Source organism: Vibrio sp. 10N.261.54.E10 (genome assembly GCF_002877735.2).
GTDB lineage: Bacteria > Pseudomonadota > Gammaproteobacteria > Enterobacterales > Vibrionaceae > Vibrio > Vibrio crassostreae_C.
Map to the genome: position 1 here is coordinate 963,357 of NZ_MCXE02000001.1, position 24,678 is coordinate 988,034.

26 protein-coding genes are annotated in these 24,678 nt (G+C 41.7%); 17 read left to right on the plus strand and 9 right to left on the minus strand.

Annotation, left to right across the window (positions count from 1 at the left end):
• The first annotated feature begins 61 nt into the window (after window positions 1-61).
• Window positions 62-271: a hypothetical protein gene (locus tag BCU07_RS04260; RefSeq protein WP_010434910.1), complete on the plus strand. Its 210-nt coding sequence runs from the start codon at window positions 62-64 to the stop codon at window positions 269-271.
• The gene (locus BCU07_RS04265; RefSeq protein WP_016788799.1) at window positions 272-1,534 is read left to right on the plus strand and encodes an integrase; all 1,263 of its coding nucleotides are present in this window, start codon (window positions 272-274) and stop codon (window positions 1,532-1,534) included.
• A 96-nt stretch (window positions 1,535-1,630) separates the two neighbouring features.
• Here BCU07_RS04265 and BCU07_RS04270 read toward each other — a convergent pair whose 3' ends face one another.
• Window positions 1,631-2,590, minus strand: a complete 960-nt coding sequence (locus BCU07_RS04270; RefSeq protein WP_102429191.1) for a nuclease-related domain-containing protein — start codon at window positions 2,588-2,590, stop codon at window positions 1,631-1,633.
• A 426-nt stretch (window positions 2,591-3,016) separates the two neighbouring features.
• Window positions 3,017-3,991, minus strand: a complete 975-nt coding sequence (locus tag BCU07_RS04275) for an integron integrase (RefSeq protein ID WP_102429192.1) — start codon at window positions 3,989-3,991, stop codon at window positions 3,017-3,019.
• Window positions 3,992-4,223: 232 nt separating this feature from the next.
• Between BCU07_RS04275 and BCU07_RS04280 the strand changes: the two genes are divergently transcribed.
• The 9 genes from BCU07_RS04280 (at window position 4,224) to BCU07_RS04320 (ending at window position 11,030) form a co-directional block, all read left to right on the plus strand.
• Window positions 4,224-4,769, plus strand: a complete 546-nt coding sequence (locus BCU07_RS04280; RefSeq protein ID WP_086585476.1) for a hypothetical protein — start codon at window positions 4,224-4,226, stop codon at window positions 4,767-4,769.
• 269 nt (window positions 4,770-5,038) lie between these two features.
• The gene (locus BCU07_RS04285) at window positions 5,039-5,278 is read left to right on the plus strand and encodes a hypothetical protein (protein WP_102429193.1); all 240 of its coding nucleotides are present in this window, start codon (window positions 5,039-5,041) and stop codon (window positions 5,276-5,278) included.
• A 158-nt stretch (window positions 5,279-5,436) separates the two neighbouring features.
• Window positions 5,437-6,459 carry a hypothetical protein gene (locus tag BCU07_RS04290; protein WP_062905710.1) on the plus strand — a complete coding sequence of 341 codons (1,023 nt, stop codon included), beginning with the start codon at window positions 5,437-5,439 and terminating at the stop codon, window positions 6,457-6,459.
• Window positions 6,460-6,681: 222 nt separating this feature from the next.
• Window positions 6,682-6,879, plus strand: coding sequence for a hypothetical protein (locus tag BCU07_RS04295; protein ID WP_102429195.1), 198 nt, complete (start codon window positions 6,682-6,684; stop codon window positions 6,877-6,879).
• Window positions 6,879-7,745, plus strand: a complete 867-nt coding sequence (locus tag BCU07_RS04300; protein ID WP_102429196.1) for an LPO_1073/Vpar_1526 family protein — start codon at window positions 6,879-6,881, stop codon at window positions 7,743-7,745. The genes BCU07_RS04295 and BCU07_RS04300 overlap by 1 nt, the downstream gene beginning before the upstream one ends.
• 82 nt (window positions 7,746-7,827) lie before the next feature.
• Window positions 7,828-9,008, plus strand: a protein-coding gene (locus BCU07_RS04305) for an IS3-like element ISVisp1 family transposase (protein ID WP_102429197.1) whose coding sequence is annotated in 2 segments (ribosomal slippage) — window positions 7,828-8,113 and window positions 8,113-9,008 — 1,182 coding nt in all. Because the reading frame shifts where the segments join, the coding sequence is not laid out codon by codon here.
• Window positions 9,009-9,178: 170 nt separating this feature from the next.
• A complete protein-coding gene (locus tag BCU07_RS04310) occupies window positions 9,179-9,745 on the plus strand; it encodes a hypothetical protein (protein WP_102429198.1) in 567 nt (188 codons plus the stop codon).
• Between the two features lie 127 nt (window positions 9,746-9,872).
• Entirely contained in the window at window positions 9,873-10,151 is a 279-nt protein-coding gene (locus BCU07_RS04315; RefSeq protein ID WP_102429199.1) for a hypothetical protein, read from the plus strand.
• A 147-nt stretch (window positions 10,152-10,298) separates the two neighbouring features.
• Complete coding sequence (locus tag BCU07_RS04320; protein WP_102429200.1) at window positions 10,299-11,030, plus strand: hypothetical protein; 732 nt, start codon at window positions 10,299-10,301, stop codon at window positions 11,028-11,030.
• Between the two features lie 86 nt (window positions 11,031-11,116).
• Here the strand turns inward: BCU07_RS04320 and ltrA are convergent, their stop codons facing one another.
• A complete protein-coding gene (gene ltrA / locus BCU07_RS04325; RefSeq protein ID WP_102428970.1) occupies window positions 11,117-12,463 on the minus strand; it encodes a group II intron reverse transcriptase/maturase in 1,347 nt (448 codons plus the stop codon).
• 673 nt (window positions 12,464-13,136) lie between these two features.
• On the opposite strand from ltrA, the gene BCU07_RS04330 reads away from it, so the two are divergent.
• A complete protein-coding gene (locus BCU07_RS04330; RefSeq protein ID WP_102428226.1) occupies window positions 13,137-13,637 on the plus strand; it encodes a hypothetical protein in 501 nt (166 codons plus the stop codon).
• Window positions 13,638-13,769: 132 nt separating this feature from the next.
• Here BCU07_RS04330 and BCU07_RS04335 read toward each other — a convergent pair whose 3' ends face one another.
• A complete protein-coding gene (locus BCU07_RS04335; RefSeq protein ID WP_102428227.1) occupies window positions 13,770-14,348 on the minus strand; it encodes a DUF6037 family protein in 579 nt (192 codons plus the stop codon).
• Window positions 14,349-14,560: 212 nt separating this feature from the next.
• On the opposite strand from BCU07_RS04335, the gene BCU07_RS04340 reads away from it, so the two are divergent.
• From BCU07_RS04340 to BCU07_RS04350, 3 genes are all read left to right on the plus strand, one after another.
• A complete protein-coding gene (locus tag BCU07_RS04340; RefSeq protein WP_102428228.1) occupies window positions 14,561-15,001 on the plus strand; it encodes a hypothetical protein in 441 nt (146 codons plus the stop codon).
• Window positions 15,002-15,198: 197 nt separating this feature from the next.
• A complete protein-coding gene (locus BCU07_RS04345) occupies window positions 15,199-15,762 on the plus strand; it encodes a DUF6988 family protein (protein ID WP_241910047.1) in 564 nt (187 codons plus the stop codon).
• Between the two features lie 116 nt (window positions 15,763-15,878).
• Window positions 15,879-16,205: a hypothetical protein gene (locus BCU07_RS04350; protein ID WP_102428230.1), complete on the plus strand. Its 327-nt coding sequence runs from the start codon at window positions 15,879-15,881 to the stop codon at window positions 16,203-16,205.
• A gap of 1,182 nt (window positions 16,206-17,387) precedes the next feature.
• On the opposite strand, the gene rplY is transcribed toward BCU07_RS04350, so the two are convergent.
• Window positions 17,388-17,666 (minus strand): 50S ribosomal protein L25, encoded by a 279-nt coding sequence (rplY, locus tag BCU07_RS04355; protein ID WP_017079048.1) that lies wholly within the window; start codon window positions 17,664-17,666, stop codon window positions 17,388-17,390.
• A 369-nt stretch (window positions 17,667-18,035) separates the two neighbouring features.
• Here rplY and BCU07_RS04360 point away from each other — a divergent pair, with 369 nt between their 5' ends.
• Window positions 18,036-18,764: a glycosyltransferase family 2 protein gene (locus BCU07_RS04360; protein WP_054540994.1), complete on the plus strand. Its 729-nt coding sequence runs from the start codon at window positions 18,036-18,038 to the stop codon at window positions 18,762-18,764.
• Window positions 18,765-18,778: 14 nt separating this feature from the next.
• On the plus strand, window positions 18,779-20,086 hold the full coding sequence (locus BCU07_RS04365) for an LssY C-terminal domain-containing protein (protein WP_102428231.1): 1,308 nt from the start codon (window positions 18,779-18,781) through the stop codon (window positions 20,084-20,086).
• A gap of 77 nt (window positions 20,087-20,163) precedes the next feature.
• Here BCU07_RS04365 and BCU07_RS04370 read toward each other — a convergent pair whose 3' ends face one another.
• The 4 genes from BCU07_RS04370 to BCU07_RS04385 all read right to left on the minus strand — a co-directional run bounded on the left by BCU07_RS04370 (window position 20,164) and on the right by BCU07_RS04385 (window position 24,650).
• Entirely contained in the window at window positions 20,164-21,510 is a 1,347-nt protein-coding gene (locus tag BCU07_RS04370; protein WP_017060376.1) for an ATP-binding protein, read from the minus strand.
• A gap of 104 nt (window positions 21,511-21,614) precedes the next feature.
• Window positions 21,615-22,274 carry a response regulator transcription factor gene (locus BCU07_RS04375; RefSeq protein WP_017060377.1) on the minus strand — a complete coding sequence of 220 codons (660 nt, stop codon included), beginning with the start codon at window positions 22,272-22,274 and terminating at the stop codon, window positions 21,615-21,617.
• A 54-nt stretch (window positions 22,275-22,328) separates the two neighbouring features.
• Window positions 22,329-22,727, minus strand: a complete 399-nt coding sequence (locus tag BCU07_RS04380) for a PepSY domain-containing protein (RefSeq protein ID WP_017066076.1) — start codon at window positions 22,725-22,727, stop codon at window positions 22,329-22,331.
• A 180-nt stretch (window positions 22,728-22,907) separates the two neighbouring features.
• Window positions 22,908-24,650 (minus strand): DEAD/DEAH box helicase, encoded by a 1,743-nt coding sequence (locus tag BCU07_RS04385; RefSeq protein ID WP_017065396.1) that lies wholly within the window; start codon window positions 24,648-24,650, stop codon window positions 22,908-22,910.
• Between the last annotated feature and the right edge of the window lie 28 nt (window positions 24,651-24,678).

Here is a 24,678-nt window from a genome sequence, read left to right on the forward strand (position 1 = left end):
TTTTCTACCAGTAGATGAAAAATCTTAATTTTCATGTAGTGAGAAAGGTAAGGAGAACGACATGGCGACGCGTAAAATCAGACCTAGACAATTTATTGATGAGTTTTACCCTGATTCAGGGATATGCAATACCACCATCATAAACTGGATTAAACATGGCAAACTCGAGGGCACTAGAACGCCAACGGGCCGATATTTAGTCTGTGTTGACGACGAGATAGGGAACCCTGCAGACAGAGTGAGTGAACTTCTAAGATTCTTGGAGTCATAAATGGTTGGTAGAGCTAGAAGCAAAGAAACGGCTCATTACCCTCCATTCTTGGTGAAAATGAGCCATAGGGGTCAATCTCGGTTTCGGTTTACGACCGTAGATGGTGTGAAGAAGCTATTTCCTATCGGGACTGTAGAGCAAGAAGCGATACAAGCTGCGCATGTTTATAACTTGCAGTATCGTCCTGAGCTAGGAAGCGCATTTTCCCTTTCTGAGATGACCCCATTTCGCAAAGCTGTCTCCAAAGGCCGTAAGGACAAATTTAATCGGCCTTTAAAAGAGTGGCTTCCATTAGTGTTGTCTCGTGTGAAGAAAGAAGAACGGCTTTCCAAAGACGTTTATCGAAATTTGGAAAGGGACTGTTACCGCCTTGATGAGTTCATGGGGCGGTTGCCAACCAAATCGATCAAGTTACAGCACATCAATGAGTTCCTTTCGAAATACTATTCAGAGTTAAGTAATCGTCAGCTCAACAATAAGATCAGTAACCTTAAAAAGGTATTTTCCTACCTTGCTGATGAGAGCGCTATTGAGAGTAATTTTGTACTCAATAAAAAACAGCGTCGATTGACCAGAGAAGATTACACAAAAGCTCGCCACGACCTAGATATCGAAAACTACCAAAAGGTCTACGATGCAGCGCCACTGTTTCTTAAGGTCGCAATGAGCTTAACACTTGAGACGACTCATGCTGTGAGAGAGATCTATAGGCTTCGTTATCGTATATACAAACCACGGGAAGGCGTTTGTGGGATTCTATGGAACCCTGACAAAGAGGTGGAGTATGTGGATGGGCATGCAGTGTATGGAATGCTTTATGTTCATCGAGAAAAGGTGAAAAAGTCCGATGCTTCCACTGTCGCCATTCCTGTCACTCAGACGATCAAAGACATTGTAGACCTTTCTAAAACATCGAGATTGATTTGCCCTTATATCGTTCACCGTAAACCCAAACAGCAACAACGTGGTATTTCAAAAGAGACGGACCATCTTTACCAAGTACATCACCACAATATAAGTAAAGAGTTCAGTAAGGTTCGAGACTCTTTAGGGCTTTATAGTCACCTAAAGAAATCGCTAAGGCCGACCTATCATGAAATTCGAGGACTAGCTGCCCGAATGATTGAACAGCAAGGGCAGAGTGCTACCGAGCGAATGGCACATGCGAACGCGAAAACAACAAAAATCTATACAGGTACAAGTGACATTATTTGGCACCAAGTACCACCTGTTGAGGTTATGCCGAAAAGTGGCCAGAAGTGATTTGTGTTAGTTGTTTAGTTTTGGGGGAATTCGGAATCCGAATTTGAATCCGCATCGCTTTAAATTGCGTTGTAATTCGGATTCCGAATTATTAGATTAAGGAAATACGACTTGAGTTCCTTCACCACAAGAGCATGCAATTGAGTACGTGTTCTTTTTCTTACTGACTTTGGCTGAATTAGATTGGCAAGAATGGCAACTAATACGCATTGCAGTATTCACCTTACATTGTGGGCAGTAGACGTAATACCCATACTTTCCATACCTCGGCTCGGTCTGAGGGCTTTGACACTTCTTACAATTAAAACCATGCCTTATTTGTGGAATTTTGGCCTCTTCAATTGTTTCTTGAGCTGGAATCAAGTCTACCTTTTCAGTTTCGCTCAATTCTGCGATATGTACTTTGGGAGCCGGAGAAGACGTAGGCACATGTTGTTCGTTTAGAAAGTGAACTAGGCGGTACAGTTCATCACGATTAAACGTAGGATTCGGATTTAGTATTGAACCTACGCGGTGTTTTTTGATGAGACTCTTAGCGCAGCTACCAATAGATTCGGCTTTAATGAGTTTCTTCGATATATCTTTAGGGATAGAAGTTCGATCGATTAGAGCGTCATTGGACGCGGCACAGAGTTGATCCCAACAGCGACCACCAAAGTACCCTTGTAAAAATGCAATCCGGTCTAGTAACGATTTAGCGTTGTCATTTAAAAGTGCTTTCAATAGTTTGGTTTGCAACTTAGCTTGCTCGATAGGCGAGGGCATTCCTGTCCAATTCCCTCTTACGGTTCGACTCCATTCGAGTTGATTGTTGACCTTAACCTCACCACGAATCGATTTCGACTCAATAATGATAAATCCTTTGTTATAAAGGACTAAGTGATCGATCTGAGCAGTTTCATTTTTAAACTGTATGCGTAGGTCATTAATAATGAAAACGTCATTTGCATCTCCAAACTCTCTGCGTAAGTAAAACGCGACATCTTGCTCTACTTTTGCACCTGCTTTCTGTTGAAGACTGTTGTCGATTTTTGAATCTCTATCCTTAGTAATCATTCTTTATTCCTGCTTTTTTATAAAAGCAGTTTACCATGCAGTCTCATTCATATTGATGGTGTGTATATTTTTGAGACATATGTTCTTTTTCGAACACTGTTATTGATGAAAATTGTGAAATATCTCTTTTCGAAAGCTCGAAGTAGAGAGTAGGAAACCTGCAACTCGCTGTTTAATAATGTGTTTGTTAGGCATCCTGTTATTGTGCGTGTTAGGGCGTTGTGAGCGCCATGAAAGTTGTAAATAGGTAATGGTGGCGCAACAATAAGAGGTGATACGCAGCCATTGCTGCAGAGAAAAACACACACATAAATTGTAATTGAGTTTTGGAGTGACTAGAGGCCTCAGCCTTAAGAGCAGGTGATCGTGCCCTGTTTCGTGATTATGAGGTCATTTCAGAATTCGGAATCCGAATTTCATTTATCGTTATTTCACGAATATTCTTGATAGTGGGCTAACAACGCCATTGGCGCCTCTATCAATGATGTGAGTATAGATTTGCGTTGTCTTCAAATCGGTGTGCCCAAGTTGTTCTTGAACGGTTCTGATATCTGCTCCGCTTTGAAGAAGGTGCGTAGCGAATGAGTGCCTTAAAGTATGACACGAGATGTTTTTCTCAATGTTGGCTTTTTGGCCTGCTACCTTAATGTGTTTTTGAAGCGCTGTTGGGTGAATATGGTGTCTACGTAGCTCGCCTGTTTGTAAATCTGGCGACAAACGACCGGAAGGAAAGAGGAATTGCCAATTTAGGCTCCTTTCTGCGCTTGGGTATTTTCTAGCGAGAGCTTCAGGTATGTATACACCAGAAAAAACTGTGTCATTCATGTCTTGATGATAGTAACTCGCGGATCTCTGTTGCTGTTGTTTGATAGCGGGGAAAAGCTCTGGAGCTATTGTCACTATGCGGTTTTTACCTCCTTTCCCTTGCCATACACGTACAGATTTATATGCATAATCGATATCTTGTACACGTAAGCGTAGACACTCCATTAAACGCAACCCTGATCCATACATTAATTGATAAGGTAATTTGTAGTTAGGTGAACAGTGATTGAATAGCCTTCCAACCTCTTCTGGAGTCATGACTGTTGGCAATTTTCGTGATTTATCTGAGCGCCGAAACTGCATATCAAGCTCTATGGGTTCTTGAATAATTTCTTTGTATAAAAAGACTAATGCATTGAGAGCCAAACTTTGCGTTTTCCTCGCTGACTTTTTGTTAACAAACAGGTGCGTTAGGAAATCTTCTACATGTCTGGAAGTTAAGCTCTTTGGGTGCTTTTTATCATGATAAAGAATGTATTGGTGAATCCAATAAATGTACGCCTCCGTTGTACGAAGGGCATAGTGCCGTCCAAGCATATATTCTTGTATATACGATAGAAATGGTGATTTTTTCATTAAACTTTAACTGGTTATGCATACATGAGTTTCAGTTTGGCACATCAATTCATGCTATATAGAAAAATTCTGTATTTTGGGATGTAGGAAGGGGGCTGTAGTGCTTAAGTTACTGTTAGTTTTCATAAAAACGGGGTATCGTTTACGTCATTAAGATACTAGACAGAATAATTCTGTATTTAAGTGCAGAATTTTTCTGTCTAATATAGCTGTTAAGCGACAAGGGTGAAATATGATAGAAGTCGATGTTGAAAGAGTAAAGCCAGTCGTAAGTAAGACAGTGACAGACACTGCTGAAAAAATGGAGTCAATTCATAGCTCATTTTGGGATACAAGGATAGATGTTTGTAAAGCATTACTCACGATTACTAGTGCAGTACTAGTAGGTACTATTTCATTCTCTGGTTCGTTAATAGGTCCGGGTAAAGAAGAAATGGTTTGCTATCAAGCGTTAATTGCCTCTTGGGGCTTTTTCGTATTATCGATTATTGCGGCTGTATTAAGTCTCTGGTGTTCTTACCACCTTAACTCCTATAAGGTTCTTTTCTTCAATAGTAAAGGCATTATCGGGGAAAGGCTTAGGGCTATAGGTCCCCAAGAAAATAAGAAAAAACTAACGGGAGCTCTTGATGAAGCTGTACTTGATTTAACATCGCAAACAATCAACTCTTTGAAAAACTATGATAAGTGGTCGCACTATTCGACAGCTACGCAATTGTTAATGTTTGTTCTTGGGGTCATTTCTTTTCTGGTTTTTGGCGTTGTACAAGTCGCTTAACAAACTGTTCAAGAGGGATTCGCAACGCGTGGCATTTTCACTATGCGTTGAATTTAGTGATTAAGGTGGTTTGCGGCGACTTTGGTATTGCGTTGCTCACCCCTTAACAGGGCGTTAAGTGTATTTAGAAATGTCACGGTAATTAAGAGTATGAATGCATAAAAACCTTCTCTATTTGAGAGTTTTCAGTATAGAATTCAGTTAATCCGATATCCGCTTCAATTTTACGGTTACTGGTCGGCAAAATATAATTAATTTAGGTGCTTAAAGTGAATCTTAATGAAAAATCAAGGTTAGTATCTTTTCTACTCACACTCTTCTTTGGTCCACTGGGGCTGTTCTACTCTTCAATAGCTGGCGCTCTCGTTCTCTGTATTGTTGCTTTCTTTACTGCTGGGACAATCATTGTTCCTATTTTCTGTTGGTTACTGGCGATGGGAATAGGTGATCATTGTGTCCACAAGCACAATCTAAATGTTCAGCAAATCAAAGATCTGATGACGAAGTAAAAAACACTTAACAAATTGTTTAAGAGCGATTCAGCACGCATGGCATTTTTACTATGCGTTACTTTCCGTTGTTAAGGTGTTATGCGGAAACAGAAGTAACGCGAGCCTCACACCTTAACAAGGCGTTAAATGTATAATTTTTACAATGGAGTAATTAAATGAGTCAGTTGGAAGTTACACAAGAATCCTTAGCGAGGATGCAGGCTTTTGACGCAAAAAGCTTGGCGCGAGAGGAGGATTTAGGAAGAAACTTTGATTTCTCAGCAATCGTAGCTCCTGCGTCTAAGCTAATTCGATTATACAATCAGTTGGGTTTGTCGACGCTGGAAGACTTTCCTGATGGAATTCTTGTTCAAATAAAGCAAATAGCTGACGCAGACTTTAATCGCTTTCAACAAGCTTTGGATTTCGATCCTACTACTGTAGAAAACCAAAACCCAACTCAGCCCCGAGACCAAATCGTGCAGCAAGTGGTTGCGGCTTATGATCAGACGTTTCAAAAATTATTCCCATTCATTTCGTACGGCACTAGTAAGTCTGTCGACTTCCAAAGAATGGAAAATGAAGCTCGCGCAATGCTTCAAAACGTCAAAGACGAAGCTACAGGGATTACTGGTGAGCTTGCAGCTCAACAAGAACAAGCAGAAAATGTTTTAGCTGATGTACGTAAAGTTGCTGCTGAACAAGGTGTTTCACAGCAGGCGATATATTTTAAAGATGAATCTGAAGCACATGAAGAGTCGGCTGAGTATTGGAAAGTTAAAACGGTCCAAGCAGCAATAGCACTCGGTTTTTATGCTTTTTGTACGTTGTTTATACACAAGCTTGCATGGTTTAAGCCTGAAGATAACTTACAAGCTTTGCAGTTGATGACAAGTAAGGTTCTAATCTTTGGTGTTATTGCGTACTTGCTTTTCCTAGCGGCTAAAAACTTTTTATCACATAAGCATAATGCAATTGTTAACAAACACAGACAAAATGCATTAATGACATATAAAGCCCTGACTGATGCGGCGGTAACTGAAGAAACTAAAGACATAGTTTTGAATCACGCAGCTTCTTGTATTTTCTCCCCGCAAGACACAGGCTACATAAAAAATGAAAATTCTAGCTCACAAGCTAGTGCAGGGCGTTCAATTATTGAACTGATGCCTAAGACTTCAATGAAGCTTGACGGTTAGGTGTTTTTATACATTTAACAATCTGTTTAAGAGTGATTCGCAACGCTTGGCATTTTTGCTATGCGTTGCGTTTAGTGTTTAAGGTGGTATGCGGAGGCATCGGTATTGCGTTGCTCACTCCTTAACAGGGCGTTATATGCTACCCCGTCAAAATCAGATTCCAAACGAAGCACGCAGAGGTATAATCCATATACAAAGTGTGGCTAATTGGGAAGAGAAAGAATGATTGAATGGTTAAATCAACATGTTGGCGCAGATGCTGCAACTTATTTGGGTACATTTCTTGCGGTCGTAGCTTTGGTTTATGGTGGCTCTAAAATTGTTAAAAGAGTGCAAAAGCAGAAGCAAAACGTAAAAAATGGAAATGGTATTCAGGCTGGTGGAAACGTAACGATAAACGTAAACAGTAAGGAAAATTAATGTTCGGTGATAAGCAGAAGCAAAACGTTGAGGCAGAAGGGATTGCAATTCAGGCTGGTCAGAACGTAACACTTACACAAAATAACGGCATGAGCTTTAGTGAAGTAAAGGAACTGTGCTTGCTATTTCTTCGTGATAATTTTCCGGCGTTAAGAGAAGAAGCTATTAAAGCGGCAGAAGACAATGTTCGTTCTTTCTCTGAAAAACTAGAATCAAAGATCGTAGAATACTCTCAGAATATAGTTTTAGAGAAATTCAAAGACCCTGATGTTCAAGCTGCAATTAACGACGCTGTGCAAGCTTGTGCAAGGAAAGGTGAAAGAGCAAATACTGAAATATTAACTAATTTGATTGCAACAAGAGTTTCTTCTAACTCGAATGACTTTCTTGACATAGTTTTATCCGAAGCAGTTTTGGTTGCTCCAAAACTTACTAAACAGCAAATATCATATTTATCATTAATTCACTATATGACTAGTTGTTCATTAAATGGTATTGCTCATATTTCAGCCGTTGAACCAATGTCTAGAAACGTGTTCCCTGCTGTCGTTGGTGGTTTTGGAATTTCAGAGTCTCAGAAGCAGCATCTTCAGTATGCTGGCACTTGTTCAATTGTGAAAATGTCTAGAGTTGATATTCATGATGGTTGGATGAATACTCTTTATAAAGGTTTAGGTTATACGGACTTAAACAAATTTAAATCTGATATAACTAGTTTCTGTCCATATACAGAGCGTCTACTAAATGAGTTTGACAAAGACTCTCATGGTGGCGAAGTTTCGCTAACAAGTGTTGGACAAGCTATTGCTATTGCTAACCTTGCAACTATGGCAAAAGGAATGGATTATTCAATCTGGATCAAGTAGTTCGCATATAACAAGCAATTTAAGAGGGATTCTGTAGTTGACCCGATCTAGTGGACACCTTCAATTGTAATTGGAGGTGTTTATGCCAGCTTATAAATCAGGAAAAAAAACTCAACAATATCTCACGGAATTTAAGGTAACTGCCGTCCGACTTTCGCTTCGAGAAGGAGCTACAGTTAAAAGCGTGGCGCTATCATTGGATATCCACCCTTATATGCTTTCTAAATGGCGAAAGGACTATAGAGAAGGGGTTATTTTGGAAGATAAACGTAAGAAAAGGACTAAGATCCCGAGTCAGAAAACTGAGTCTAGTCGGATTGCAGAGCTTGAACGTCAGAACGAACAACTTAAGCTCGAGAATGACTTGCTAAAAAAGTGGCAACGATTCGTTGCCCAAGAAAATCGACAAAATTCCGATTCATAGCCCATTACAAAACGCGTTATTCCATTGTATTGATGTGTCGTTTTCTATCTGTTTCTAAGTCAGGTTACTACGCATGGCTTGATAGAGAGCCAAGCCGCTACGATCAAGATGAGCAGGCTTTGAAGAAGCGCATAATTAAAGTGTTTACCCAGAGTCGAGAGACTTACGGTAGTCCACGAGTTCATGCAGAGCTGAGGCGCCAAGGAGTTTTGGTTAGCCGCAAGCGTGTGGCTCGGATCATGAGAGAGCAAGGGCTAAGAGCGCGAAGTTATCGCATTTACATGAAAATGGCCAAGCTACATCGGTTCTATCAATCGATTAAAAATATTAAAAAAGACACACCAAAACCAACGGCAGTTAATCAACAATGGTCTGGAGATCTAACGTATATAAAGCAAGGTAAACGTTGGATGTATCTAGCGGTCGTTATCGATCTTTACTCGCGTAAAATCGTCGGTTGGTCGCTTGGTAGTAAGAAGAGTACACAGCTAACGATGAGTTCGTTGAGAATGGCAATTAGAAATCGAAAGCCACAAGAGCGCTTATTGTTTCATACCGACAGAGGCTCTGAATATCGAGCCCATGAAGTTCAAGCTTTATTATCAAAAAATGGAATTGTCCCAAGTATGAATCGTCCAGGTCATTGCACTTATAATGCGGAGGTGGAGTCGTTCTTCCATACGCTCAAAGGCGACATAATTAGGAAAAATAGTTTTAAAAGTGAGAAGCAGCTTAGAGATAAACTTGCCGGTTATATCCAGCATTTTTATAACCGTTATAGACTGCACTCAAGTCTTGGATATCGAACCCCGCATGAATATGAAGTAGCGACGGGTTAAAGATAATAGGGTGTCCATTTTATCGGGTGAAGATCATTCACAACGCTCGGCATTTTTGCTTCTACTTCAAATTTAGTGTTTATGGCACAATGCTTTAGCTATGGGTGGGGGCGTTGTTCACCCCTTAATTGGGCGTTATGTTTTACTTTAATCTAAATGGGAGTTGATAATTGAAAGTTAGTAACCCTTTAACAATCATTGCTATTTTTGCTGGTGTAGCTGAGGCTTTTGCTACTGGAGCATTAGTTCTACTCCCACCCGAAATACAAAAATTATTCGTTTATTTTGTAATGATTTTTCCGTTAATAATCGTGATTACATTTTTTATTATCTTAGTTAAAAAACCGCAAGTGCTTTATGCTCCGAGTGATTACTCAGATGAGCAAAACTTTATTGTGGCAAATGGCATAGAAAAAGTAATTAGAAGTAACTTGAATAAGGTAGTTGAGTCTGTTAGCAAAGATGCACCAGATCTGAGTCCTACAGTACTAGATTCACTTAGAAAGAATCTTCAAAACTCTGTAAAAAATGTTACAGAGGAAAGTTTTGAAATAATGGTTTTAGATTACTTAAAAGAGCATCCTAAAAACGCTTATACAACAACTGGAATCGCTCATATATTGTCTCTTGGTTTTCGAACTGTCGTAGATGTTTTAGCAAAACTCGAGAGTGATGGTGTGGTTGTAAAAGGTATTGAGAAAGACTCAAACGTCACTTTGTGGCAAATAAAAACATAACAAGGCGTTTAAATGCAACAAAAACAGTGGGTTACGTTTCGCTTCGCTACACATTATAACCCACAATTTTTGTCCGCTTAACGCGGCGTTAGGCGACAAGCGAGTTGAATACACGATAGGAATAGTTATGAAATATAGATTAGGTTTGAGAGAGATTACTGAGCCCGATATCAGGGTCGATTGCCCGTTTATGCCAGAACCTGAAGATTATCCGATGTATGTGGAAGCTTTTGTGGCTGATTTTAATAACCTTGAAATTGTCGATAATGCGTTTGAGGAGAATAACAGTGTAGTCATTGAATTGGCTGAAGGCGTCACTGGTGAGCAACTGCGACAAGCGAGCATTTCAATACATCAAAATTATTGGGAAAAGCTAAGAACCACTGGATTCGATAAAATCGCCTAACAATCTGTTTAAGACTGATTCACAACGTTTGGCGGTTTCAGTACAAAATTAGAGTTTAGTGATTAAGGCACAACTAATGAAGTTGTGTAGTGGTGTTGTTCACGCTTTAACGCGGCGTTATGCACTTATAGTTAGTTATGGAACAATATGAACAAAATCAAGATAAAAATTGTGTCATTAGGGGCACTACCTGCAACGTTCGATAGAACGGTTTTTGATAACTTTTCATCTAATATTTTTTCGATAGAAGGTCGAGTTGAAAGCTATGAATTTCGGGCGGATTCAGACCTTGATGATTGGGGGTATAGTGATGTTCTATTGAGCACAATTGTTCCTAAGAAACGTAGTACCGACTTTTTAGTTGTTCTTACGTCTGTACCTCTTGAAGATAATTATTATACAAGACGTATTGGTGATAATACTATTGTATTCACGTTTCATGAAGTTGGTGGTTTCCTCAAGTTTGAAAATATTCCACTTGAAAATGTAGTGAAGCGACTGCTTTATGCGTACTCATTGGTATATTTACGGAACGGTGAGTTAATACCGCATAGTGCTGAAATTATTAACTTTACTCACGATGATACTCGCGGGTGTATCTTTGATATGAATGGCATTAAGGAAGATATTACTCATTCTTGTCACGATCCAAAATTATGTAGTGATTGCAGTGAACGGTTAGTACAAGGAACTGTTTCAATTGATACGATCAACCAGACAAAAAAAGAACTTAAGAAAATAAGGAAAACTCAGTTTTATATTCTTGCTGACTGGGTCAAAGTCAATCCGAAACTATCGATAGTAATATCTTCAGTATGGGCTATTTCACTTGGTGTCATAGGTTCGCTAATTGCCACTGCATTATCTAGCAGTGCATAATCGGGTAGCCGAGGGTGTCTAACCCTCAGCCCCCACACCACCCTGCATGCGGCTCCGCACAGGGCGGTTCATTTAGAACGCCTAACCTAAACTTTCTGGTTAGGGTAATGAACTGCGATCCATCCATCTCTTAGTGAAAATAGTCCCGCTTTCTTAAGGTATTCATTACTCAGTGCTTGCTGTATTCCGGGGGTCTTCGAACTTCGCCATGGACCTTTACTTGTGATACCACAGCCAACGGCTGATTGGATCCTGACACCACGTTTAAGTAAGTTTTGTACTTTAGTCCGTGGTTTTCGCCATTGACGCCAGTAGCACATACGTACGCGACGACGGATCCAATGGTCTAGGTCGACACACCCTTGATAGGCATTGGCAATGCCAAAGTAGTTGATCCAACCTTGCAGGTATTGCCGCACTTTAAACAGTTGATAACTCATGCTTACGCCCCAGTTTCGGTTCGTCAGCCGTCTCATCTTTTGTTTGAAAATGTGCAGCGTTTTAGCATTCCACTGGATCTTGCCTCGGTTAAATGTAAAACCTAGAAATTTACTTTGACTTACTTTAACCACTTGGCTTTTCTGTTCATTAACAACCAGTTTCAGCTTAGTGGCTAGGTAATGAGTAATACTTTTGAGTATCCGTTCACCTGCTCGTTGAGACTTTACCAAGATGATAAAGTCGTCCGCGTAGCGGGCGAATTGATGCCCTCGGCTTTCCAGCTCTTTATCCAAACTATCTAACATAATATTTGATAGTAATGGCGAGAGGGGGCCGCCCTGAGGAACACCTTCAAAGCTTGCTTCAAATTGCTCATTGACCATCACACCAGCCCGTAGGTAACGACCAATAAGGGCCAATAGGCGCTTATCCTGAACCTTACTCCTTAGCTGAGTCATGAGTAAATCATGATTAACTCGGTCAAAGAACTTAGACAGATCAACATCCACGGAAAAATTGCGTTTCTGTTTGATGATATCCCTAACTTGCAATACCGCTTGTTTGGCATTTCTGTTCGGCCTAAAGCCAAAGCTGTTAGCCGAGAAAAATGGGTCAAATAGCGGGGTGAGTATTTGGGCAATCGCTTGCTGTATGACACGGTCAATAACGTTAGGGATCCCCAATTTACGTTTACCGCCATCGGGCTTATCGATCTCTACGCGCCTGACCGCTGAAGGTTGATATTCTCCTAACTCAAGCTGGGTTTTACACTGTTGCCAGCCGCCTTGTTGCATCCATTGCGGGAAAGCGTCGATGGTCATCCCATCGATGCCTGCCACGCCTTTATTGGCTTTAACTTGACGCCATGCTCGGTGTAAATTTTCAGGCTTGAGCAGTTGCTGAAATAGATCGTTGTTGAAGGCCGGTTGCAGATCAAGACGCTGCAGATAGTAATCGTCTGGCGACGTAGTGGGTATCGGCAAGTTTGACATGACTCCTCCTTCTTCTAAATGTTCAGGCCTTCACCATGTCCCATCCATTACGATGGGCGTTGGGCTACTATGCCGTCTGCTGACTTCTGCTTAATCACAGACCGAATTGCTCCGATCCGCGCTATCGTTATTCATCACTTTCGCTCGCATAAGTTGATGATGCTCACACGCCAGGCCCGTTGAACCAGAGGCCAAGCTGGTTAAGTTAACGATCGCTTGCTAAGCAGACCTCCCCAGATAAGAACATGAACTTTCTTTGCACTGCTGCATCATTTACGGTAGCCATTAGATCACGTGGTTTCGTCGTCTTGTGCCAACTCACCTCTAGCCTACGCCTCATATGATGTTCTTGTTCATCAGCTCGCAAATTTGCTAGCGGCTTCCTCTAGACCAACCCTCGCGGGTAAGCCCTTGCCATTCGCTAGTAGTTAACGTTTAATAACAGTACGTTATTTGAACGGTGATCTTCCTACAGAGGACTTTCACCTCATTAGTTCATGCCCATGCTGGGCGTACACAAAGCATTTAAGAGTGATTCGCAACGCTTGGCAGTTTCGCTTCGCTCAAGTATAGCCAAGCGTCGCTCACACCTTAATGTGGAATTATGTGCCTTTGACTTGATTTATGTTTATATATCCCTAAAAATAACAGTTTTTGTGCTTAGGTGGTTGTTATGAATAAAGTTCTTGATGAGATTCTTAAGGGTCTTGTGGTTGTCGCGATTTTTGGACTGATCGGCGGATTGCTTACTATGCAGCTCAAAGTACTCTCTTATACTAAGAAAACCGTCAATGAACAAAGCCAACAAATTAAGCAATTGAAATTAGAGAATCTTGAACTTAACCAGGAAGTTTCTGAGTTGTCTAAACAGTTCACAGTACTAACAAACTTGACTGATGAACAGCGTAAAAATTTGGTTGCATCAAAGTTAAGCGAGGATTTAGTTAATACCAATACAGAAGTAAGCCGTTTGAAAGGTATTATGCTGGAAACACCAGAACGTGCAATTAAGCTTGAGCGTTTTAAAATTACTCAGGAGGCTAAGAATAGTCAACTTGAAGCTGATATCAAAAGGCTGCAAGATGAAAAAAGTACTTTTTACTGGATAATAGCTCTAATTGTAACTCTGTTTTTTGGTTTTTTGAGCCTAATTTCTTTCCGCAATAAACCTTAGCGAGCAGTCACATAACAAGCAATTTAAGAGGGATCATTCCCAACGCTTGGTATTTTTCACTCCATCGTTGGGTTCAGTGTTTACGGTGTTATGGTAGCGTTGCTCACACCTTATTACAGGCATTATAAGCCACTAAATATTATCGTCCCATGACTTATCTAGATCTACAGCACTCCACTTAGAAGATGCCTTCATCGCAACACTGTACTCTAGAGCACTTTTTCCTAATATCATTAGTGTCTTGTGACGGTTTTCTTCCCGTGGTCCTTGTCGGTCTGCACTTTTCCAATAGATCCACGTATCAAAATATGGTCGGTCACGATCTTCAGTTATATCGGGCCTCAAAGTAATAATTTGTTTAGGTGATGGAGTACTTTGAGGCTTAGCTTGCGTTGGAATGCTATTATTCAGTTGTTCTAGAAAATCCTTAGGGTTTAGTCGTACAGCAGTTTTTGCACCAGAGCTTAAAACATCAACTAGATCGTAGAAGAAGCCTTCAAAATATGGCTTTATCCAGTATCCGTTTTGGACTTCGAACTTAAAGAATTTTGGTGCGCTTCCTCTCGAAGTTAAAGCTAAAATAAATGGCGCTTCACGAACAGAGAAAAGGCAATCAAAGCTCGCTGAACCAGTATTAATTTGAAACTGTTGCATGTCGGTGCCAATTTTCATCATACTTCGATGAAGAGCTTGTAAAGCTGTCATTTTCATATTTAATACCTATGTGGAAGCATGTAACTATAATAATGCTCTCAAAAGTACTTCAGAGTCAATGACTTATATAAAGCATTTAAGAATGATTCGCAAGGCGTGGCATTTTACTATACGTAGCGCTTAGTGTTCAGATGGCATGCGGCGGCATTGGTATTGAGTGCCCATACTTTAATGTATCGTTATGTATCTCATGAAAAAGGACGGTTTTAATGGATGCAGTTCCAAAAATATCAGATATAAAAAATCTTAAAGATCTCAGCACAGTTTTAGTTCTTCCGTTATTGTGTGCCTGTTACATATATCAAACCGAATTCATTTTATCGCTGGGTAGTTTTAGTTTCTCCATTGATCCTGACAACTCTGGCTTCTGGTACTATGTCCAAATCGTAGTGATTTTCGTTGGCAAAACCGTCTGGGCAGCATTTTTTAGTTCTGCGCTCTATATGGCTGTAATTTACGCCTATATATACATTCACCAATCAATTATTCATCTAATCGTGTTGCTCCTGTTAACATTTGGGTTTGTTGGTGTTTTTGCTACGGATAAAATTAATACGTTCCTGTCTTTGGCACCATTGTGGTATTACAGTTGTTTCGTCGTCGCATTCTTTTTACTTTCAATGTTGGAACAAATCGAGTCCGATACATAACAGCTCTTTTGGGTAAGCTAATACTTGGTATTCTCTCTAGGTTGGGGGGGTACTTACGGAGCAATGGTTTAAATTTGGTGCTAGCGTTGCTCACACTTCAATGGAAGTAAACGAAAAACAAGGAGTAGATCATCGATAACTTACTTGCAAGGTCAGCAGAATATGAGAATTATGTTGACTACATACTGAGACAACCTTTGTTTGATGATTCAGATAGGGTTCGGGTTAGCAAAATAATGTGTAGCGTATCTTTGGAGCATGCTGAAAGTTTAAAGATTTTGCTCGCGACAAGAAACTTTACTTCTGCACTTGGACTTTTGAGGCTTCAGTTCGAGAGTTTAGTGAAAGGTATGTGGGTATTGTATGCTGCGAGCGATATAGCGGTAAGTAAACTAACGGCAGAGTTAAACGAAGAAAATCAGAAAAGAGCCAATAACTTACCGATGTTGAGCGAAATGATAAGCCAACTGGAGAAGAAGGCTCCGAAAAATGCAGTAGGCCCTATTCTGGAGTTCAAAGAGTATTCTTGGAAGCCGCTAAGTTCATATGTTCATGGAGGCCTACATGCTGTAGATAGACATAGCAAAGGATACCCTGTTGCTATGCTAGAACAGGTTTTGAAAGCATCAAATGGTGTTAACGGGTTAATTGCGGTGTTTGGCTCTATCCTGACTGGTCAAACAAATTTAACCAAAGATGTATATAAGTCATTTCATATATATGAAGACTGTTTTCAGATGAAAGGGCCACTTACTTTGTAGCAAATCTTACAGGCTAGTTCTTTTAGCTTTCGTTTTCCGCTTCGTTCATAGCAGAAATCACCTCGTAACGTGGCGCCATGTTCTACCCTAAGAAGTAACACTTTATGGAGGTTGGTATGAATATCAAAGAGTCTGATTGGAAAACCTTTTGTGAAATAAAGAGTGAAGCAGCGAAAGTGTTTTGTACTCGTCAACTAGATGAAGCCATCAAAACGATTACTGATGAGTCAGAACCTGTAGGGGAAAGGTTCAACTTTATGTGTCAGCACTCTAAAGAATCTCAAAAGCAAATGAAGTCTATCTTTGATGGCCACTCTCGAAGCCGTGCATTTATCCAGCTCATGCAAATGTGTGAGGAAGGTTTGGTTGCACCAGAACAATTTGAACGCCTTTCAGAGGAACTCAAAAAAGACATTACGAGTATTCTAGAAAGAAGAGTATAAGGAAAGTTGGCTAATCAGGCCGCTTCTTTTTTATAGCTGCAACCATCTCCATATTACTCCTTTTTATTCGCGAATTCGGATATCCGCTACAATTTTGCTTCGGCAACCTCACTTTTACGAGTTTATTATACGAGTTGTATTGAAAATCTTAGAGTTACTCGTTTTTTTCTCCTTCAAAACGCCGTTTATTTTTAAGAATTAGCACTAGAATTTGGATTGAGATTTCTTCCAAAAAAGTGTCAACGTTACTTTGTCAATAAAATCTCTCGTTAGCCCTTTAAATCCATGCACTCTAGGTGAGCTGAAAGTGTCACCTAGAGTGCACGAGGGTGGGGGTGCGGGAGTTTATGCTTGTGATGCGACCAGAGCCCCACCATTACAAATTCTTGGACTCAAATTCTTAAATATTTTTGGTTTGCATAGACGTTCTAGTAATTATTCGGATTCCGAATCCGTGATTTTTGGCCAGAGAAACCGAGTGTTATGTTTTGAAAGTGAGTGTGCGTATCAGTGAGTGCCTAAAGGCCTTTAAAGTTCTTAATACTGGATGAGTAGGTTTACTTGCTGGTGGGTAGTTCAGGCATGTTATGTCATTAAATGAGAGTTGAAGGATTAGGTTGGAAGGTGGTGTTAAAAATGAACGAAAGGCTAGAAGTGTTTTCTTGATCGCCTTTCAGTGTTGTTTGATTAGCCTGGAGTGTATTACGCGGTGGTGAAGCCCAATCCAATATACATGAATGTAAGTAGGCGGCTCTCAGCGCTAGCGAGTTATGCCAAAGGAGTAGTTCTTATTCTTGATTACTCTATTCGTTTAGAAGTGCGTACAAGACCATACAAGTAACATTCTAGATGCTAGTCGGTTTTGTCTTTTTGTTTGAGTAGTGTGTTGAACCTAGCGAAAAAGCGGTCTAGTCTTACTGATAGAAAAACTACTGTATAAGTCCACCTTTCGTCCACCCTTAATCCACCCAAGTAAAGCTGGGATAAAGTGGGGAAGGGGAAAGTTGATTATTTTCAGTGTATTGCGCGAGATTTACGACGTTTTTGAGGGCTCAAAAACGGTGAAACCCCGATGTTGGTAGCATCGGGGTTTCGAATTTCTAGATTTTTCGACTGGTAAGATCGATAGTCTTTTCTATGCAGAAGGCTTGGATTAATCCAATCTTATTCCTTGGTAGGGAATTAGATACGGATGAAGTCCATGTGCTCAACTTTAGGCTTGAACGCGTGACGTTGAACGTCTTGCGGCTTAACCTTAACTTCTGCGCCGTCAATCAACAGAGTGATTGCTTCGTAGAATTCAGGCTTATCCATTTGGTTGATCACTTCAGCGTGAACAAGTTCGATAGCTACAGCTGCTGCTTCGCCACCGTAGATTACAGCTGGGAATTTACCAGCGTGACGTAGGCGGCGGCTCGCACCTTTACCTAGTTCAGTACGTACTACTGCTTCAAATTTCATAGTTTTACTCTCAAATTAGTAAAAATTAACTTCACACCTCAATGCGACCTTGAGTATGTGGTAAAGCTTAGGCATAAACGAGTTCATGCTTAAGCGAGCGCGGATACTAACATCACATTCAAATCTGAGCAAGTCAGAAGCCCATCTCAAAGTGAATTTCCTTCGATAAATGATTCGTTTGGAGATAAAACGTTCACTAACTCTTATTTACCCCGTTTTGTCGTCTTTTACATTGCCATTCTTATCTATTTATATCACCGCTAAATCATCAAGTTAATGAACGGAAAATGAATGTTTGCCTAAGACTTGGTTAAGGCTTGGTTGGTTAATCTTAGTGTTAATTAAACAGCAGAATGAATAGGTGAAAATATGGAACCGGTAAGCATTGTCGTAATTACGCTAAACGAAGAGAAACGCATTAGCCGCTTAATGGAAGAGTTGAGTGTGCAAACCCACCAAGAGTTTGAAGTGATTGTTGTCGACTCGAACAGTGAAGACAACACAAGGGACGTTGCGCAAGCCTATGAAAACGCGTTGCCAAAATTAACGGTTCATCATATGGAAAATCGTGGTGTGAGCCTTGGGCGAAACACAGGTGCTTCATTGGCGCAATACAACAGAATCCTTTTCTTAGATGCTGACGTGAGCTTGCCTCGAAACTTCCTTGCGAAAGCGCTTTATGAACTAGAGGAGAAGAAGCTTGAAGTGGCGGGTGTGTACATGAGTTCGAAAGGTCTGCCGCTTGTACACAAGTTTGGTTACGGGCTATTTAACGCAGGCTTGTTCACTACCCAGTTCTTTTTCCCGACGGCGATTGGCGCCTGTATTTTTTCGACTAAACGCGCGCATGATGAGATCGGCGGTTTCGATGAAGAGATCGTCCTGTGTGAAGACTGTGACTACGTAAAACGTGCGAGCAAAACATGGCGATTTAGATTCCTGAATATGACCTTTGGTTTTGACCCACGTCGTTTAGACCAAGATGGCGTTGTGAAGACAGGCTCAACTTATCTTAAAGCCAATGTAAGACGCTTCTTCAAAGGCGAAATGCGTAACAACGAGATGAACTACAAGTTTGGTCACTACAAAGAACAGTAAGTATTGAGGTTGTTATGTTTGATGGACTAGGGCTGTTTCTGGGGGCATTGGGTGATGCTCTCATTGGCCCAAACCTATTTGTACCGGGAGAGCCCTTCTTTATCGCAGCGGGCTTTCAACTGTATTCAGGTGCATGGATGGCGTTGGTTTTGGTGATGCTAGGTGGTTTGCTTGGTGACCAACTCAGTTATTTCATTGGTTATAAATACGGTGCTAAGGCGCAACGAAGGCTCATTAAGTTTCGTCCTAAAACCAAAAGATTAATTGCGCGCTGCCGCTATCTGGTTGCTCGCAAAGGCACATACATCATTCTTTTTGCTCGCTTATTAGGGCCTATCGCTTGGGTTGTGCCATTTATAGCTGGCTCGCATCGTGTACCGTGGCGTAATTTTAGTGTGTTGGCGTTTATCGGCTTGGCTCTTGGTGGTGGACAGTTCATTGCTTGGGGCATGTTACTGGCGCACGGCGTTGAAAACTTCCCGTGGCTTAATAGTCTTAAGATATTTATCTCTGAGCATAATAGCTTGATCGTCGGTGTGTTCGCGGTATCGGTTTTCACCATTATTGGTTATCGAATGAAGTGGCGACGCTTGGTACTTAAGTCGAGTGCGCTGTTGTTGGCGTGTGTATTGTTTGCGAACTACGCTCACTTTTTCTGGAAAGCGGACGATTTTCAGAATCAACCAGAGTTGGTTCAAATTGACAAGGTTGACTGGAATTCGGTTACCTATAAAGCGTTCCCCGGTAAATCTTCGTTCTACTCGGCGCAAGCGATCAACGTCATTTATGTTGGAGCAACCCCAAGAGACTTAATGAAGCAATTAGGCTGGATAGAGAATCAAACCTTCTCTCGAAATGAGATTGAATGGGTTGGTTATCTCGCATTGCTTAGAGAAAAAACGCCGCCAGTGTCTGATTTATATTGGCGAGACAAGCCGCAAGATATGGCTTTTCAATTGCCGGATAACCTGATGAAGCGCAGCCATATTCGTTGGTGGCGTGCAGGTGTTGATATTAAAACTAACCAGCCTCAGTGGTTAGGCGCAATTAGCTATGATGATGGCCTTAAAGTCACGCCTTACTCAGGCATTGTGACCGTGCTTCATAACATTGACCCTAATGTTGATGAAGAGCGAGATCGGCTTGCTAATCAGATACGAACGTTACTACCAGACATCGAGTTAGACAAGTACCCATTAGCAACGGTGGAAGTGATCAATGACGATCATGACTATTACACTGATGGCCGGGTATTAACGATTGGAGCAACGACCCTTAGTGATAATTCACAAACTTTGGATGTTGCTGTGAACGATATATAGAGTTGTATATAAGGTCGATAGAATTAAGCCCTAGCATTACGTTAGGGCTTATTGTGTTTAACTTTTACTTAGCTTGTTCAGCCTTTACTTACTTTAAGCACCAGAGAAGCTTTTAAGCCGCCCATTGAGCTCTTGCTGAGCGTTAGGCTGCCTCGGTAACTGTGTGCCATTTCATTTACGATATTAAGCCCTAAGCCTGTTCCTGGTGTGGTTTCATCAAGTCGGACGCCACGTTTGGTCACTTGCTCAAGCTTCTCTTCAGGAATGCCTTGGCCATCATCTTCAATCACCAACTCTATGTTGCCATCGTCGAGTTCATTTGCATGGACGCGAATAATGCTGCCAGCCCACTTGTAACTGTTCTCGAGTAGGTTGCCGACCATTTCATCAAGGTCGGTTTTTTCTACCGCCACTTCAATCTCAGAGTCTAGCTCGTTAATTATGGTGACTTCGTTGGCTGCGTAGACTTTATCAAACGCCATTGAGATAGCTTCAACACGCTCACAAGGTGAAGACTTCACCGAAAGAATGTTCATTGCACCTGCCATACGAGCGCGGCCAAGGTGATAATCAATTTGGCTTTGAATCTGATGAATGGGCTGTTGCAGCAGTGCCTTGTCATCCTCTGGAAGTCGCTCTATCTCATTTTTTAGAACTGAAAGCGGTGTTTTCAACGCATGAGATAAGTTACCCGCGTGGTTACGAGCTCGTTCTAATAACTCTTGATAGTGAAAGAGCAGGGCATTGAGGTCAGAGACTAATGGAGAAACCTCTTTCGGGTAGTTATCGCTTAACCCTTGTTGCTCGCCGTTTCTTAGCATTACCAGTTCGCGTTGCATCTTGCTGAGCGGTAATAACGACCAACTGACTTGAATACCGATCAACATCAGCACGCCAACAAACAGCAACATTAGGATCAACCAGACTTGACCAGTAAGCTCTGTCAGTGTGGATTCTAATGGATCTTCATCAATACCAATGGTGATCGTGACAGGGTCGCTCAGTTCAGGCAGGTAGATATCTTGCTCGATGTAAATCAGCTTTTCTTTCTCTGGCCCTTTGACTGATGTGTGAATCGGTGAACGCTTGATGGTGAGGTCTTTATCCCATAGCGAGCGAGATCGAATGATCTGCTCTTGGGTAGCGGCGCGCCAATAAATACCACTGTAGGGCTGGTTGAACCTAGGATCAGACAGACGCTCTGCCATGATCAGGTTACCACTGTCATTGGTTTCGATATTGGCGGTTAACTCATCCATGGTTAAGCCAAGCTGCTGCTTCATGTCATCGACGAGGTAGTCGTTAACCAGTTTCGGAATCCCGACACCAGCCGCTAATATCATCGCGCCTAGCCAAAAAGCCGCAGCAAGGAGCAAGCGGCTTTTTAAACTGATGTTTTTAAGTGTTCGTTTCTTTAGATTCATGCATTTCCAACCTGCCTTTGCTCATCGTAACTTATCGTATTGCGATGATCAGAACAGGCTGTCCACTTAATTAATGGTTGCTCTTGGCGTGATTGACGACTGAGCTATTCAGCATTCAGTTGGTAGCCAAGGCCACGAACGGTTTTGATGATCTTTGGTGCGATTTTCTTACGAATACGACCGATGAACACTTCAACCGTGTTTGAGTCTCGGTCGAAGTCTTGCTTGTAGATATGCTCAACCAACTCAGTGCGCGAGATAACCTTGTTTTGGTTATGCATGAAGTACGCGACAACTTTATATTCCAGCGCCGTGAGGCTAACTGCTTGACCTTGCCACAACACTTTAGAACTGCGTGTGTCTAGGCTTAGATCACCGATTTGAAGTATCGGAGCAGCACTGCCTGATGCTCGGCGCAGTTGAGCTCGGATACGGGCAATCAGCTCGACCATCTCAAATGGCTTAGTTAGGTAGTCATCAGCACCGGCGTTCAAGCCCTCAACACGTTGAGTTAGCGTGTCACGAGCACTTAAGATAATCACTGGCGTGTTGATGTTTTCGTCTCGAATGCCTTTTAATACCGTTAGGCCGTCAAGCTTAGGTAAACCTAAATCGAGGACAATCGCGTCCCATTCTTCTGACGTTGCACGGTAGAGTGCGTCGATACCATCTTGAGAGAGCTCTGGAACCCAGTCGGCCCCCTCAAGTGTTTCAATAATTTGTTGGCCCAAACGAGGCTCATCTTCAACGACTAAAATTTTCATAATTGTTCTTCTAATTTCTTCTAATTTCTTCTAATGACTGTTCGTCGTACGTAACTAGTCGCCGTGTTTAATTGCGTCTTTAAAGTTGCGGCCTTTGATCATAAGCATTTCTAACGTCTCAGCGTTGTATTCGACTTTGATGATGTTGTTTTGGTAATTGATTTTTAGTTCATACACCCAAATGTCGTCATCTTCTTCTAGTTCTACTTTAATGATTCTGCCATGAAGATCGTTTTCAACCGCCGCATACATTTCTGAGAAAGGGCGAATGTAGCCTTCTCGTACGGCTTCATAGACTTCGTCTTGATCTTCTTCAAATTCGATGCTGGTTCCTGCTTTGTGAACGTCCTGCACTAATTCATGACCATTATGATGTGAGTCAGCCCATGCACCAGCAGAAACAAATAAGCCTAAGCTTATAGAAAACAAAGAAATCATAGCTTTACTAAACATAGCGAATCCTAGAGAAGGTTGATAGCGTTCAGTATAAAAAAGTAATTCTGAACAGAAAGTGAACCTGATTAATAATGAGAATTTGATACCGAAAAACTTAACGTTTAAATGGCGCGGGTTTTAATACATAACACTAACTGCCGAGTGTTAAGAACGTAAGACTTACCTTTATTCTTATCCTTAACGCTGCTGTAGTTCGTCTTCGAATATCTTGTCTCTCATTTTCCAAAAGCGTCCGACTTTACGTGCAATCACGAATTGAGGTGGGCGGAATCTATGTTGGTGAGCAACCACTTTCGTCGGTGAGGCTTCTTCAAAAGGGCGATGTCTGTCTGCAAGGTGAGGGCGAACAAACTGGTCTTTGAAGTTTTGCTTCTGCTTTTTGGTGGTTAATGACCAAAACTCATGCACTTGCGCTTGGTTTTCCCCGCGATAGGTGACTTTAAGTTGTGATTTACCTTTGTCGTCTTTAAGCACGTTGAGATCCATTTCTAAACATTCAAATACCAATGCATCTTTTAGGTTCAGTGCTTCTTTTAGTTTTTTGTCTGGGTCAACTAAGGTGGCATCGCACTCATGGCAAATGCGCGCGGCAATGTCGTTGTCCGCACCACATTCACCGCAATATTTCGCTCGGAAGCGATAATTACAGTGTTCGCGTTCGCCTGTGTCTTCATCGGTAAAGTAGCCTTGGCATTTACGACCAAAGTGCTCAAGCAAGAAGCCATTGCTGTCTAGCTTACCCCAAAAGTTGTTATTGAAGCCGCACGCAGGGCAAGGGATGGTGATGATTTCACTGTCTGAATCGGGTTTAGGGTCGCCAACCTCAGGTTGGTAGAGGTCGTAACTGTTGCCCGCATAGTCGAGCACCAAACACTCTTTTTTACCCGGAGATAGGCGTAAGCCACGGCCAACGATTTGTTGATACAAACTGATGGATTCTGTCGGGCGCAAAATCGCGATTAAATCGACGTGTGGCGCATCAAAACCTGTGGTTAATACCGATACGTTAACCAAAAACTTGATTTTACGTTCTTTGAAGTCGCTGATAATTTGGTCACGCTCGAGCGTCGGCGTATCGCCAATCACAATTGAAGCTTCACCTTCTGGTAATAAGCCGAGGATCTCTTGCGCGTGTCGAACGGTCGCAGCGAATACCATGATGCCTAGTTTATCTTGGGCTAGGTGAATAATCTGATCGACAATCTGTGGGGTCGCTCGTTTCGATTGCTCGATCACCATGTCGAGTTCTGCTTCTTTGTAGCGACCAGTGCTCGCGGGCTTTAACTGCGAAAAGTCATAGCTCAACACGGGTGCATCAATCATGCGTGCAGGAGTTAAGAAACCTTCATCGAGCAGGTAACGAATCGGCAGCTCAAAGATACAGTCGCGGAAGAAACGTGGCTCATCTGAACGCACTTGACCGCGAGTGTGGTATTGATAAATCCAACCCATCCCAAGACGATATGGGGTCGCTGTTAATCCAAGCACCTTGATGCCCGAATTATTCTCGCGTAAGTGAGTGATGACTTTCTGATAACTACTGGTCTTTTCATCGGGAACACGGTGGCATTCGTCGATAACCAACAGCGAAAATTGGTTAGAGAATGAATCGAGATTTCGCACCACAGATTGCACCGAAGCAAACACGACTTGTTGGTCGGTCTCTTTGCGTCCTAAACCCGCAGAGAAAATCGAGCCTTTCAGCCCGTAACCTTCATACTTCTCATGGTTCTGTTCAACCAACTCTTTTACGTGAGCAAGCACCAACACTCGACCTTTCGCAAGCCTTGCTAACTCTGCAATCACAAGGCTTTTTCCTGCACCTGTCGGAAGCACGAGCACTGCCGGAGTTTGGTGTTTTCTGAAGTAATGAATCACTGATTTTACAGAATCAGCTTGGTACGGGCGGAGTGTATACATATCGCGTCTTGTAAGAAGGAAAACAAAT